Origin of the sequence: Methylotuvimicrobium sp. KM2 (genome assembly GCF_038051925.1) — a bacterium.
In the GTDB taxonomy this organism is placed as follows: domain Bacteria; phylum Pseudomonadota; class Gammaproteobacteria; order Methylococcales; family Methylomonadaceae; genus Methylotuvimicrobium.
This window is the reverse complement of the sequence record NZ_CP150634.1, coordinates 4,631,175-4,645,360: the sequence shown is the minus strand read 5'-3', so window position 1 is coordinate 4,645,360 and position 14,186 is coordinate 4,631,175. Positions and strand designations below refer to the sequence as shown.

10 protein-coding genes and 1 riboswitch are annotated in these 14,186 nt (G+C 48.4%); of the genes, 6 read left to right on the top strand and 4 right to left on the bottom strand.

Translation table 11 applies throughout. From position 1 onward, the window contains the following. Positions 1 to 170: 170 nt before the first annotated feature. The 3 genes from WJM45_RS19645 to WJM45_RS19635 all read left to right on the top strand — a co-directional run bounded on the left by WJM45_RS19645 (position 171) and on the right by WJM45_RS19635 (position 2,986). The gene (locus tag WJM45_RS19645) at positions 171 to 1,028 is read left to right on the top strand and encodes a ferredoxin-NADP reductase (protein ID WP_341326710.1); all 858 of its coding nucleotides are present in this window, start codon (positions 171 to 173) and stop codon (positions 1,026 to 1,028) included. A gap of 22 nt (positions 1,029 to 1,050) precedes the next feature. Then, positions 1,051 to 1,914, top strand: coding sequence for an RnfABCDGE type electron transport complex subunit B (locus tag WJM45_RS19640; RefSeq protein ID WP_341326709.1), 864 nt, complete (start codon positions 1,051 to 1,053; stop codon positions 1,912 to 1,914). A 370-nt stretch (positions 1,915 to 2,284) separates the two neighbouring features. Continuing rightward, positions 2,285 to 2,986 carry a urate hydroxylase PuuD gene (locus tag WJM45_RS19635; RefSeq protein WP_341326708.1) on the top strand — a complete coding sequence of 234 codons (702 nt, stop codon included), beginning with the start codon at positions 2,285 to 2,287 and terminating at the stop codon, positions 2,984 to 2,986. Positions 2,987 to 4,818: 1,832 nt separating this feature from the next. Here WJM45_RS19635 and WJM45_RS19630 read toward each other — a convergent pair. Further along, complete coding sequence (locus WJM45_RS19630; protein ID WP_341326707.1) at positions 4,819 to 5,751, bottom strand: bile acid:sodium symporter family protein; 933 nt, start codon at positions 5,749 to 5,751, stop codon at positions 4,819 to 4,821. A 468-nt stretch (positions 5,752 to 6,219) separates the two neighbouring features. Continuing rightward, positions 6,220 to 6,305, top strand: a riboswitch (cyclic di-GMP riboswitch). An 87-nt stretch (positions 6,306 to 6,392) separates the two neighbouring features. Here WJM45_RS19630 and WJM45_RS19625 point away from each other — a divergent pair. Together WJM45_RS19625 and WJM45_RS19620 are read left to right on the top strand one after the other, a co-directional pair. Continuing rightward, positions 6,393 to 8,219: a S8 family serine peptidase gene (locus tag WJM45_RS19625; protein WP_341326706.1), complete on the top strand. Its 1,827-nt coding sequence runs from the start codon at positions 6,393 to 6,395 to the stop codon at positions 8,217 to 8,219. A 408-nt stretch (positions 8,220 to 8,627) separates the two neighbouring features. Continuing rightward, on the top strand, positions 8,628 to 9,479 hold the full coding sequence (locus WJM45_RS19620) for a DNA ligase (protein WP_341326705.1): 852 nt from the start codon (positions 8,628 to 8,630) through the stop codon (positions 9,477 to 9,479). Between the two features lie 416 nt (positions 9,480 to 9,895). On the opposite strand, the gene WJM45_RS19615 is transcribed toward WJM45_RS19620, so the two are convergent. Genes WJM45_RS19615 through WJM45_RS19605 form a run of 3 tightly spaced genes read right to left on the bottom strand, consistent with a single transcriptional unit; the run spans position 9,896 to position 12,856 of the window. Next, positions 9,896 to 10,903, bottom strand: coding sequence for an ArsA family ATPase (locus WJM45_RS19615; protein WP_341326704.1), 1,008 nt, complete (start codon positions 10,901 to 10,903; stop codon positions 9,896 to 9,898). A 4-nt stretch (positions 10,904 to 10,907) separates the two neighbouring features. Next, positions 10,908 to 11,180: a cory-CC-star protein gene (locus WJM45_RS19610; protein ID WP_341326703.1), complete on the bottom strand. Its 273-nt coding sequence runs from the start codon at positions 11,178 to 11,180 to the stop codon at positions 10,908 to 10,910. Further along, positions 11,177 to 12,856 (bottom strand): carbon starvation protein A, encoded by a 1,680-nt coding sequence (locus tag WJM45_RS19605; RefSeq protein WP_341326702.1) that lies wholly within the window; start codon positions 12,854 to 12,856, stop codon positions 11,177 to 11,179. The genes WJM45_RS19610 and WJM45_RS19605 overlap by 4 nt, the downstream gene beginning before the upstream one ends. A 595-nt stretch (positions 12,857 to 13,451) precedes the next feature. Between WJM45_RS19605 and pgl the strand changes: the two genes are divergently transcribed. Beyond that, positions 13,452 to 14,135: a 6-phosphogluconolactonase gene (gene pgl / locus WJM45_RS19600; protein WP_341326701.1), complete on the top strand. Its 684-nt coding sequence runs from the start codon at positions 13,452 to 13,454 to the stop codon at positions 14,133 to 14,135. The last annotated feature ends 51 nt before the right edge of the window (positions 14,136 to 14,186 follow it).

Here is a 14,186-nt window from a genome sequence, read left to right as displayed (position 1 = left end):
TGCTGGTTTGGGTTTGGGTGCAGTCCCGGTGGCGGGAAACATTTTCCGAGAACATTTCGGACCCGGATGTTTTAGCCGAAAGGCTAAGCTGCGGCAATTGCGGATGCACCCGTGTTTGCTCAAAAAGCAATCGAATCGATCACGAATCTTCAAAATGAGGCAATAAAGCCATGTCCTATTTATCAGAACTCGATACAAGTAAGCAATACAAAGCCAAGGTCAAAAAAACCGAAAGGCTGACCCCCGCCAATGTGGAAGAAATTCGGGAGATATTACTGGAGGTCGACAACCCCGAATTCCAATGTAAAGTGGATCAAAGCTTCGGCGTTCTGCTCGAACACAAGAGCGACTTCGGCAATTCCTATCATCATCGGCTATACAGCGTTGCCGACATTCCGGAAAGAAGCAACGGAAAGTCGCTGATAACGATGCTGGTCAAAAGATGCTCCTATGTGGACGAGTTCAGCGGCGAGCAATATCAAGGAGTGAGCTCCAACTTTCTGTGCGACCGTCGTGAGGGCGATGAAATCACGATTACCGGTCCTTTCGAATTGCCCTTTAAAGTGCCCGATGATAAACAGGCCAACATTATCATGATTGGAATGGGTACCGGAATCGCGCCATTCAAGGCATTTATCAAGCACATTTACAGCCAGGAAAAGGAGTGGCACGGAAAAATCCGCTTATTTTATGGCGCGAAAAGCGGACTCGAACTCCTCTATCTCAACGACAAGGACGGAGATCTGACCCAGTATTACGACAAAGCGACATTCGAAGCCTTTCACGCGCTCAGTCCAAGGCCGCATTGGGAAGACCCGATATTGCTGGATCACGCGATAGAGCAAAGGGCCGAAGAAATTCTCGAAATGCTCGGTTCGACCAATACTTATATCTTTATCGCCGGCTATGAAAAGGTGAAAGAAAATCTCGACAAAGCCTTTATCAATATCATGGGCTCCAAGGAAAAATGGCAAAACCGGAAAGCGGAGCTGATTGCCGGCAAAAAATGGGCTGAGGTGATTTATTGATCTCCGAACCGGATAGATAGAGATGACCATTCTCATCGCTTTGCTAGCACTGGGTGGATTGACGCTGGTATTGGCTCTGATGCTGATCATTGCCAACAAAAAGCTGTATGTCTACGAAGACCCAAGAATCGATGTGGTTGAAGGAATGCTGCCTCATGCCAACTGCGGTGCTTGCGGATACCCCGGCTGCAGGCCATTTGCGGAAGCCTTGGTCAAAGGCGAAATGCCGCCGGCCAAATGCAGTGTAAGCAGCGAAGAAGGACAAAAAGAAATAGCGCAATTTTTGGGCGTGGATGCCGGCTCGGAAGAGAAAAAGGTTGCGCGCCTTGCTTGTGCCGGAGGTAACAATGTCGCGATCAATCGCGCCAGATATGAAGGAATATCAAGCTGCAGAGCGGAGGCCTTGGTTTCAGGGGGAGGCAAAGGTTGTTCTTGGGGCTGTTTAAGCCACGGAGATTGTGAAAAAGTCTGCGATTTCGATGCCATCACGATGAACACCTTCGGCTTGCCGGTCGTCGATGAAGCAAAATGCACCGCCTGCGGAGACTGCGTCGAAGTTTGTCCGAAGGATCTTTTTTCGATACACCCCGTCAGTCATAGACTATGGGTAGCCTGTAAAAGCCTGGAAGCAGGCGATGGGGTTTTGGAAGAATGCGAAGTCGGCTGCACGGCCTGCGGCAAATGCGCGATGGATGCCCCCGGTCTGATCACGATGATCAACAATTTACCCGTTGTCGATTATTCCAAGAATCACCAAACCCAAGCCCCTATCCAAAGGTGTCCCACGGGCGCCATCGTTTGGCTGGAGGAAAACGGAGAAGTCGTCAAAGGAGCTGAAGCCAAAAAAATTATCCGCAAAGGGAAATTGAAAATGGGGGAAAGCTGAATTTTTTTGAGTTTGAAATAGTTACGAGGCCCCTCTCCTGCCAAGGTGTTCTAGTGTGCAAAAAAGCTTTCCCCCCTCATTATCGCTCCAATTATTTCGAGGTTATGTTATCTGCGGCCTCCCTGCAATGTTTTCTTTATTGATCCGTAATGCCTTAACTTACTTCTGAGCCGATTCTTATTAAAAAGGTAGTAAATTATTAATTATTAATGCTTTTTCTGCCTTGACACCCAGGAAAAACTTAGGGATTATCCAAGCGCTGACCCTAGGATAAAATTTCTTCATTGTTGCCAATAAAGAATCAACCCTTGGGTTAGACAAAAAATCATTGCATAAAATAACAATAATCAATTGATAAGGGGAGGTTTTAATGGACATTTTTACAACACAACCCGGTCTGGAAATGCTGTTTCGATGGGGACATCTTTTGGCCGGAATAACCTGGATTGGGTTGCTTTACTATTTCAATTTCGTGCAAGGGGAATATTTTAAAGAGGCGGAAGCTTCGGCTAAGTCGGATGCCGTTCAAAAGCTGGTGCCGCGCGCATTATGGTGGTTTCGCTGGGGAGCCATGCTGACTTTTCTAACAGGACTCGGCATTATGGGAATCCGCGGCAGCGGGTGGTCGGTCGATATCTATATCGGCGCTATGCTCGGTACATTGATGTTCTTAAACGTTTGGTTAATCATTTGGCCGAATCAAAAAATAGTAATCGCATCCACCGAAAAAACCGCGAAAGGCGAAGCGGCCATACCAGAAGCAGCTGATGCAGCAGCGCAAGCAGGGCTGGCTTCTAGAACGAATGTATTGTTTTCAGTCCCGATGTTATTTTTCATGGGTGCCTCCGCTCATTATCCTCATTATGATTCCGGAACGCTCGGTATCCTTTTGATTTTCGCGGCGATTCTCGGCATCCAATACAATGCGTCACGCAAGGCGCTTTCCCGGTTCGGTTTTGCGCAGAAATTGCCGCCTGCCGGTTTCATGGGGCCGTTGGCAAGCGTAAAGGGCGTAATCCATTGCGGTTTAGGTTTGGCTTTGGTTTTTGTACTTATTTTAGAGTTAATCTAATTACTTCGCGCGGGGCGGGATATTCAATCCGCTCCGAACGTTTTGATTTGCTTTAGACACAATCGAAGCGCTTAGGACGGGGTTGCAAATCCCGATTATACCGGACTTCAGTAGGACGGGCTGGTTAAACCCGTCCTGCAGGCGCGCCAAGATTTTTCGCGAAAGCTGAAATGGGGGCGGTCCGATTTCAGCAGCGAAAAATGACTAGGCGATTATTGCCTTCGGGGACTAAAAATATTCACTTCGCTAACGCTCCGTTTCAACGATTTTCAGCGTCGGGATGAATAATCGGGGCCAGATACTGAGGTATCCCCACGAAATAGCTAGATAAAACAATTTGCTATGACTGAAAATTGATAGATATATTGATTTTTTCATCGTTCCTACGCTCTGCGTGGGAATGCATCCCGGGATGCTCTGCGTCCCGATAGGTCGATAATCCCAGCAACCAGACATTCCTAAAGTTTCTTTCCTCGTTCCCACCGCTCCAGCGTGGGAATGCATACCGATCTTGCCTCGGCTGACAAGGTATGGGTTCCCACGGAGGACCGTGGGAACCAGAAATAAGTCAAAAATTACCGTTTTGCAATCTTAGCTAATGAGGCTTCGATACCATTTTTTGTCGCCCAACGTTCCCGACTTTCCCTCACCTAGCGTTAGGTGAGGGACGACGAAGGCGTCGCTCCCACAAGGGGCTGGATGCTCTCTGTGGGAGCGATCCCCAGATCGCGATCTCGGAGCCACTGATATCCAATACCGCAGATTTATCAAACAGCACCGTTTCCAGGCATACGATGCCCTCTGTTTAGCAAGTTTATCGATATTTGTGTATAACGAAGAGCGCAGAGCATGGGAACGAGCGTTTTGTGGGGATACCTCAGGGCCAGATACAAATTAATTGCAGTGGTCTAGGGTCTAAACATTTACTTTTGTTCTTTTGATGCGAACTATGCTAAGAGCAGCCTCGCAGTTAAAAAAGAGGCTCTTCCGTACTTGCCGTGATAATAGCGTATCGATACCGAATAAGAAAAGAAAAAATTATTTAAGTAATTGATAAACCTAGTGACTCTTAATTTAAGAGTTTGCTTTGTCGCCAATTTTTCGAACTGCCACGGTAAATCCGGACGAGCCGAAAAAGATGGAAAAGGGAAGGATAAATATCAATTATAATGCCTACCCCGATCTTCGTAAACGTACAACTAGCTTAGTTTAACCCGGGTTCCTTCTATTGATCTGCTTCTTAGATAAAGCAGATGATTTCCATGGTGTTTTGTTTAAAGCGAGGGTGAATATGTATAATCCAGGCCAATCGCGTGTAAGTAAAATTATGATAAAACCAATGTCATTTATGCTCCTGTTTTCTGGTGCTTTTATGTTAACCTAGCTTTAACAAGTGTAGTCCCTACCGTCTATGCTATTGAAATATAATAATTAAAAATCATGCCAAATTTAACTTTGTAGTGCCATAAAATTAATTATTTCATATTATTCAATAACCTATTGACGCGCAATGTTAAGGCTGGGTTAAGTCATGGGTATGCGGATACAACTAATTCTCAAAGATTTATTTAAGTATTCATGCCCCATTGGCAAATTACCGCTATTCATGCCTAATTGTTGCCCCCTCTTTTTCAAAGAGAGGGATTGAAATACTTAAACAAAAGGAGCTTAGGCGATGCTGGTCAGAAAAATTCTCGTGCATTTAGCATTTACGCCACCCTTGAAATTCCGCAATTGCCGAAAAGCAAAAGCCTATCTTACTGATAAAGCCCACCTTCATAAGTCGATACTGGAATATGCGAAAACAAGGATCTCTCCGGCATTATTCACACCTATCTTTTAGTCTTTCGTATACGCCACCAGGCTGCCAGCATACTGCCGATGATCGAATGAAAACTTGCCGAAATGGCAGAGGGAATTGGCGCAAGAGCCATTTGTGCAAAGCTGGATTGGGCTAGTACCGCGCCTAAGCCAGAGTTTTGCATGCCTACCTCGATTGAAATTGTGCGGGCTGCTTTTTCTTCAAGCTTCATCAAGCGAGCCATTGCATAGCCGATTGTAAATCCGCCTAGATGCAATAAGGCAACCGCACTCAATAAAGATAAAGCCGAATCCTTTATCGTGCTTGCATTCGCGCCAATGATGCTTGCGCAAATCAATGCGATGACCATCACTGAAACGAGCGGTGCGATAGGCGTTACGGCCTGAACCAGGCGAGGCGTATAACGATTCAGCAACATACCCGACAAAACCGGCAGAATTACCACCTGTAGAGTATTGAAGAATAAGCTCCAAGCATCCACCGGAACGTAGGCACCGGCTAGCCAGTGAGTCAATAGCGGCGTCATGACAACAGCGGCGAATGTAGAGCACATCGTCATCAATACCGATAGCGCGACATCGGCATTAGCAATGTAGCTAACCACGTTAGATGCGGTGCCGCCGGGGCAGCAAGCCACCAGTATCAGGCCGACCGCCAATTGCGGATTGAGCGAAAACCCATAAGCTATGGCCCAACCCAAAAGCGGCATCACGGCAAATTGAGCAACGACTCCGATTAAACCCGGTCGAGTCGTGCGCGTTACACGTCGAAAATCCTCGAAGCTAAGCGTAATACCCATGCCGATCATGATAATAGCCAAGCCCCAAACGATCATTGGACCGCTGAACCAAGTAAACCAAGCAGGAAAAAATAATGCTAAACCGCTGCAGGCGATGACCCAAAAAGGAAAAAGATTGGCGAGCAAATTAAGTAAGCGAAGCACGTCGTTTTTAAACCGAATAAATGATAGGCGTCAAGTATACTTTAAATGGGCGGATTTGCTGTTGATCAACCCTGAGTTTGTCTATGGAGAGAGTTATTGAACTTAGGCCAAGCGCTTATCTGAATTAAGGTCAAAATAAGACTTCTTGTGTAATCTTTTACTGACAAAAACTCGCCTAAAAAGAAATTTCTTTCTTTGGCGATTTAATCTATGCACTGTCGGCCATTGCGCTTAATTAAAGATGAACGAATGGCTAAAACTCAAAAGGTTTTTTGTAGGGGAGTCGTAATGGACAACTTAAAAGTGCTTACTAAATCACTGAATCGATATTAACAATAACAAGATGATTTCTCTAAATAAATTTTTTCCAAGCAAATCACATCAATTATTTCTGAAATTTATACACTGTAACTCAACCGGAACGAAAAAAGCTTTTAAAGTGCTTTTAGAAGCTCCAGTCAATCGAAAATCATAAAAGGGCAAAGCCATCGAAAGGTGGTGACGCAAAGTTTCCAGTCTAACGGAGTCTTTCCTATGACAGTGGGGTTGCTAAATTGGCGCAGCGCAAAATCTACGCTAATTTATATTCAGCTTCAAGGAACTCCTTCGGACCTTTAAAATATAAATTAAGGAGTGGGGTCATGAACTCTAACAGCCGAAGAAGTCAAAAAAATCAAAACACATTCAAACCAACTCAAATTTCCAAAGCCTTGGCGGCGGTATTGATTGCCGGCGTATTCGGTGGCGCAAGCGGAACGGCTTATGCAGCCCCCGACAAGCCTTGGAAAGAAGGCCAAATTCTGGTCAAACCGAAAGCCGGGTTATCGGACAGCGAGTTCGACAAAATTCTGAAACGCAATAAAGGCCAAAAAAAAGAGATAATCGGTAACATCGGAGTGCATGTTATCTCTGTACCTCCCCAAACCGAGCAAGCCGTTATTCGGGCATTATCCAAAAATCCTCATGTCGAATTCGCAGAGCTCGATATGGCGGTCGAACTCAGCTTGACGACGCCCAACGATCCGCGTTACGGCAACCAATGGCATTTACCCAAAATTCAAGCGCCAACCTCTTGGAGCTCAACAAAAGCCGACAACACCGTGATTGCTATTTTGGATACCGGTGTCGATAGCGCGCACTCTGACTTATCCAGCAAAATGCTGCCCGGTTGGAATGCGGTCGACGGCAGCACCAACAGTTCTGATGTACATGGACACGGCACGGCGGTAGCGGGTACGGCGGCCGCCACAACCGATAACGCTAACGGCGTTGCCGGCGTCGCTTGGAATGCGCAAATATTGCCGGTTCGCATTACCAACAGTAGTGATGGTTGGGCTTATTGGAGCGATATTGCTCGTGGCTTGAACTGGGCGGCCGATCAAAGCGCAGATGTCGCGAATATCAGCTACGGGGTCTCCAACAGTTCTGCGGTAACCAATGCCGCACAATACATGCGCAGCAAAGGCGGGCTTGTAGTCGTTGCAGCGGGCAATGACGGCGTCGATCCGGGTTTCAACGATAACCCTTACATGATCAGCGTTTCGGCAACCGATAGCTCCGATAACAAAACGTCCTGGTCGAACTACGGCGCGTTCATCGATGTTGCGGCGCCGGGATCATCTATTCAAACCACTACGCGCGGCGGCAGTTATGGTAGTTGGAACGGCACATCGTTTTCGTCACCGGTGGCTGCAGGCGTGATTGCCCTGATTCAGGGCGCGAATCCAACACTAACGCCCGATGAAGTCGAGCAAATTTTGAAATCCTCGGCCGATAAAATCGCTGGCGATATCCACCCATACTATGGTCACGGCCGCATCAATGCCGCCGTAGCGGTTGAAATGGCGCAAAGCATGGGGAATGTCACTGTCGATAGCGACGCCCCTTCAGTCAATATTTTCTCGCCAACGGGGGGAAATACCGTCAGCGGATTGGTTGAAGTCGAGGTCAATGCCACCGATAATGTCGGTGTAAGCGAAGTGTCGCTCTATGCCAATGGTTTCTATGTCGGTACCGATACGACCGCACCTTACCAATTTAGCTGGGATTCCAATCAAGTCCCAGATGGTTCCGTAACCTTGAGCGCAACCGCGATCGATGCGGCAGGTAATGAAGGGGTTTCAAGTGGTGTTAATGTAACGGTCCAAAATACGATTGAAGAAGTCGTTGATGAGCCTATCGAAGAAGTGATTGAAGATATCGCGCCTCCAACCGTAGCAATCAGCGACCCAGCCGACGGTAGCCGAGTATCACGAGTAGTTAAAATAAATGTTTCGGCGGAAGACGACGTTGCTGTGGCTAATATCCAACTGTTTATTAACGGCAGCCTGGTGAGCTCAGTGGACGGTAATCAATTGTCTCATAATTGGAATACCAACAAAGAAAGACGAGGCACTTATATCATTGAAGCGGTTGCTACCGATACATCGAATAAAACCGCTAAACATACGATTACAGTTTCTAAATAAGCAAAAGTAAACTGCAATCCAAAAAACGCCGGCTGACGTCGGCGTTGTTTTGCTCTGTGTCAAGTAACTCAAAAAGAGGATAGTTTGAATTATTAATTTAACCCCCTTTTTATTCTCATCGTTTGAAAACAAACAAGCCGCTAAAGGACGCCGTGAACCCAGCATCTAAATTATGGAAGATATCTACCATAGCCAAAAGGCTTAGGAATTTAGGTGCTGGGTGAATATATCCATGTAGGCTCTATGCCAGCTCCATGCTGGCATAGCCTTTATCGGACGGACACCCAGGCACCTCCTCTGTCACTACCGAAATTTGAAGTGCGAAAGGCATAATTAAACCTGCATCCTTTTTTCGGCCCTTTTTTCATTAGGCTTTTGTCATAACGACTACTCTACGGAGGAAACAGCATGAACAATACTAATCATTTCAAATTTGCCCGCTTGCTGGTCATCCTGGTATATTTGTTTGTTTCAATCGCTGCGGCCATTGAAAAACCGGGCATCATGCAGGCCAGAGATTTCGATCCGTCGATCGATGCCACGGAATATTGGGTCAGCGAAAAGCTTGATGGGATCCGGGCACGCTGGGACGGAAAACAACTGATTTCTAAAAACGGCCACCTATTCCATGCGCCAGACTGGTTCATCGAGGACTTTCCTTCTGTAACGCTAGATGGCGAATTATGGTTGGCGAGAGGTCAATATCAGCAGACCGTTTCCATCGTTAGTCGCAAGGCCCCTCATTCCGATTGGAAAAAAATTAAATTAATGGTCTTCGACTTGCCAGACAACCCGAAACCCTTTTCAGAGCGGGTCGCCGCAATGCAGCACATGGCGTTGCAACAGCATACGCCGTATCTTAATTTCATCAAGCAATTTCGGGTCGCATCCTCCGACGAATTAAAGCAAAGGCTGGATCAAATCGTGGACGAGGGCGGCGAAGGTCTGATGCTGCATCATCAAGACAGTCTTTATCAACATGGACGCAGCAATCGGTTGCTTAAATTAAAACCTTACGACGATGCGGAAGCGGTCGTGATCGGTTATCGACCCGGCAAAGGACAATTTACCGGCAAGATGGGCTCTCTTAAAGTCCGAGCCGAAAACGGTAAAGAATTTTACATCGGAACCGGGTTCAGCCAGCGGGAAAGAGAAGACCCGCCGCCTCTGGGCAGCCTTATTAGCTTTCGTCATCAAGGCTACACCGATAAAGGAACTCCCCGTTTTGCCGTGTTCATCAGAATACAAGATGAGCCTTGAGTATCTGCAGTCTGCATACTTTCCCGCCGAGGGATCGTGCCCATAGCATAGGCATCAATTTAAGGAAAAAACGCGCCATTCCGCTAGAGAGGTAATACGTAATTTCACGTCCATGAGTAAAAAAGAGTTTACACGGCAAAGCTGAAAGATTACGAATTTCAGTATCGAGACCTGAAAAAACAATTTATACCTTTCACACTTTAAATTTCGGCAGCACCTAAGGGAAGCGCCGGGGTGTTCGGCAAAGGCTTTACCAGCATAGAGCCTAGATGGACGTGTCCACGGCGTCCTTTGACGGGCACCCCGGTGCCGAATTCTGATCTACGGTATAGCTTCTTATTCTTCATGACCGTAATGGTGAGGTTCTTTTCTAGGTTCACCCGCAACCACCTCAATAAACCGATTGAAGAATATCGTCATAACCCCGCATTTTTTAATAAATCCGCCATACTGTTCAGCCCTTCTATTCCCTGTATGTCGGTTGCCTGCAGCGGAATCGGGTACCTCGGTAGATCGGCGAATTCTTGGTCTATTTGCTGTAGATGTATTTTTTCTTGCCGGCGGCGTTGCGCTAAAAAATCGCAGCCGGCGTCTTCCGGCAATATGCGGTTGACGACCAAGCCGGTTAGAGGCAGCTTTTCTTGCCGCAAGGCTTTTACCGCGCGGATGGTTTCGAGTATCGGCAGTTTTTCGGGCGTCAAAACAAACAGCAAGGCTGTTTGCTCGCTGTCTTGAAATAGTTCACGGGTTCGCTGCAACAAGCGCTGCCGGGTCAGCAACGTTTCGGCGATGGCTTTGGTGCGTGCGTCCATGCCTGCAGTGGCATGTTCTTTTGGGTCGGACAGCGGATTATCGATGTCGCGTCCGGCTTTGGGCGTTAAGTGCTCGAGAACTTCTGCCAATTTTTCCGACCGTTGATTGGCGTTCCGCAAGCCTTGAGTCCAAGCCGCGATGGCCTCGGGCAGGCTCAATAAGTGCAAGGTATGACCGGTCGGCGCCGTGTCGAAAATCGTCAGATCGTATTCCTTGAGCCCCAGTGTTAGGGTGTTGGCAATGCGTTCGAGCATCGCGGCTTCTTGCGCGCCCGGCGATTGACGGGTCAAGCGCATTTGTTTTTCGATCGCACCGTACATTTCCGGTCGGGTGAACCGCTTCAACTGGGCGCTCACCCGCTCTAGGTGTTGATCCACTTCGCGGTCGGGGTCCAATTCCAGGCCGTCGATATTGTCTATCAGACGGGTAATGTTGTCGCCGATCCGGCAGCCGAATGCATCGGCCAAGCTATGCGCCGGGTCGGTCGAAACCAGCAGCACTTTTTTTCCGCGCCGGGCCGCGAGTAAGGCCAGCGCCGAGGACACCGTGGTTTTTCCGACCCCGCCCTTGCCGCCGACCAACAGAATACGCTTATCGGTTAGGTGACTCATCGCGTCAACAGCATTTGATATGGTCCAGCGGCGAATGCTCCATGCCCATGCGTTGATGCCAATCGTGAAAACGTTCAAGCAGGATGGGCTGTAGCTCTAGTGTGTAATAACTGACGGGATTGGGCACGCCCATCATTTCGCTGAACACCAGCAACATAAAGAGGTCGTCCTGCTCGCGTCGAGCACGGGCGATAGCCGCCCGATAGGGGGCGTTATAGAACTCTTCCGCGCAATGATCGGCCCGGTCGAACAAGGCTTTTAGATCGCTCAATTTCATCGGTTGACAGCCTCCGCTTTATTGGCTTTGATTTGTTTGCCGAGTACCCAGCTCGATTCCAGCGAAATTAGGATGGCGGCGATCAATACCACGATGTCGAGCGATAGCAGGAACCAGTCTTGTTGGTTATAAAAGCTTTTCAGTTGTATCAACAAGCCCAGCGTGGTCATGACTAGCAAAAACAGCAGCGGCGCCAAGGTATACCACATCGGCCGGCCCCGCTTTACCAGCATCACGGTAATCACCAACAGCGTGAATCCGGCCAGCAATTGATTGGTCGTGCCGAATAACGGCCAAATCAACAGGCCTCCGGAGCCGTCGCCGCCGACGCCGAAAGCCAGCAACAAACATGAACCGACCGCCAATAATGTCGCCTGCAGCGGTTTTTGCAGCCAACCGATCCGGTAAATCACGCCCCATTCTTGAAAGATATAGCGCTGCAAACGCAAGCTGGTATCCATTGTGGTGCCGGCAAACAAGACGACCATCACAGTCAGCAGCGTTTCCGCCAAAACGTTATCCAGCCCTAGACCTTGCCGCAGAATATTCGCGCCGCCTTGGATGAACGCACCGACGCCGCCTTGCCCGAAGCTGTAATAGATCGCCTGCCAGTCGCCCAAGGTAGCGAAGCCCGCAGCCGTCGCAATGATGGCCGACAATGCCAATGCGCCTTCGCCGACCGCGCCGAAATAACCGACGAAACGCAAGTCAGGCTCTTTATCCAACTGTTTGGACGTCGTGCCGCTCGACACCAAGCCATGAAAACCGGAAATAGCACCGCAGGCAACGGTAACGAATAAAATCGGAACGATCGAGGGCGTGCCTTCCGGCAAATCGGTATTGAATGGTGGAGCAACAATCTCAGGGCCTGCAGCCAATACCGCGCCGTAAAACAAGATCAGCCCGATGAACAGTTGAATGCCGTTGATGTAATCTCTCGGTTGCAGCAACACCCATACCGGCAATAACGAAGCGATCGCCGCATAAGCGAATAGGATAATGATCCAGCTTTGGTTGGCGTTTAAACCAGCTACTTGCTCAGGCAATGAAAACGGCAACTTAGCGCCTACATAAATCATTGCGTACAGCGCAATGACGCCTAACAGTGTTACGCTCATCAAGCCGATGGAGCGGCGATAAATTAGTTGGCCGATAATCAGCGCCACAACGATAGCTCCCCAAACCGGTATCGTCGCGCTGGGAAAACTAATTAACTGGCGGGCAATGACGACCGCGAACACGGCATTTACCATCAACAGCAACAAAAAAATCACGATCATGAAACAGCTGCGGGCGCGTTTACCGATAATGTCGCCGGTCAATGAGCCGATCGATTTGGCTTGATTTCGGTTACTAGCCCAGATGCCGCCGGCGTCATGCACGCCGGCAAAGAAGATGGTGCCTAAAACAACCCAAACGAAAGCCGGTACCCAGCCCCAAATTACGGCTATAGCGGGACCGATGATCGGCGCGGCTCCGGCTACCGAGGTGAAATGATGCCCCCATAATACATATTTGTTGGTCGGTACATAATCGATACCGTCGTTTAATTCATGGGCCGGGGTCAGAAACTTAGGATCGACTTTAAAGATTTTTTCGCAGATAAATTTAGCGTAGACAAAATACCCCAGCGCCATGGCGGCCAAGCCTATTAACATCAAATAAATTGCATTCATTCAGCCGACTCTTGAGAGAAAAAGTGTCCTAGATTATCAAAATACGGCCGATTATACCCCTCGTAGATCAAATTAAGCCCCGAGCATTACTGAAATTTGACGTGCGAAACAAAAATGGCGGCTTGTTTGAGTAGACGAGATGATAAACATCAATATAATTCCTGATTAGCAAGATGCTTCAGCTTGCCGAAGCCAAGTGTCCGAGCAGGGACCAATCGTAGTCGCAAAAACTAAGATATGCCGTTACCCAAGCTCCAGCTTGGGTAACCTGTTCAGGAAGCCGGAGCTTCCGAGTCTAAAAAGGGTTAATTTCGCACTTGATTTCGAAACTTACTGCACAAAAGGTTCATACTTTAAGCTCGAAAACATGCGCCGTTCTTCAGATTCTGATTTTTCTTTTCCCCCAAAAATTAAGTTTGAGGGACCATCGACTTCCAAGTTCCAACTTACCGGGACAAGATTTGTAAACCCGTCCTAAACGCTTCGACCGTAGTCCAAGCAAATCGGAACGTTCGGAGCGGGTTAAATAACCCGCTCCGCGTGAAGGAACTGATACAATTTACTCATTATTTATACAGCAAGAGGACTTATCATTATGCAAAAAATCCATTGGCATTCGTTTGCGACAGCGGACAAAGTTGCCGCTTCCGCCGCACAGCAGATCCTTGCAGCCGCCGAACAAGCCATCGAGGCAAGAGGCGCCTTCAAATTGGTCTTGGCGGGAGGAAGCACGCCCAAAAAGGTATATCAATTGTTAGCTGAAAGCTCGGCCGATTGGAGTAACTGGCATATTTATTACGGAGACGAGCGATGCTTACCGGTCGATCATGCCGAGCGCAATAGCCGCATGGCCACCTTAGTATTTTTGGATAAGGTTTCTATTCCTGCCGGACAAATCCATACGATGCCGGCCGAACTCGGCCCGGAAAAAGCGGCCGAAGCCTACCGCACAACAATCGAACTGGCCGGGCGATTCGATATGGTCTTGTTAGGCATGGGCGAAGATGGGCATACCGCGAGCTTATTTCCAGGCCATGTTCATTCAAACGATGAGACGGTACATGTCGTTTTCAATTCTCCGAAGCCGCCGCCGGAAAGGGTTTCTTTGAGCGCCAAAACACTGAGTAATAGCCTGCAGGTGTTGTTTTTAGTGACCGGCGCCGGCAAGCAAGAAGCCGTCAAGCTATGGCGCCAAGGAGAAGTGCTGCCGGTCGCATTAATCAGGCCGGAAGCCGGCGTCGATGTTTATATCGATGAGGCCGCCCTAGGCGATGCCTGAATATAACGCTCCATAAGCCTCTCGCCGAAATCGGCCACTACTCCCTTTATA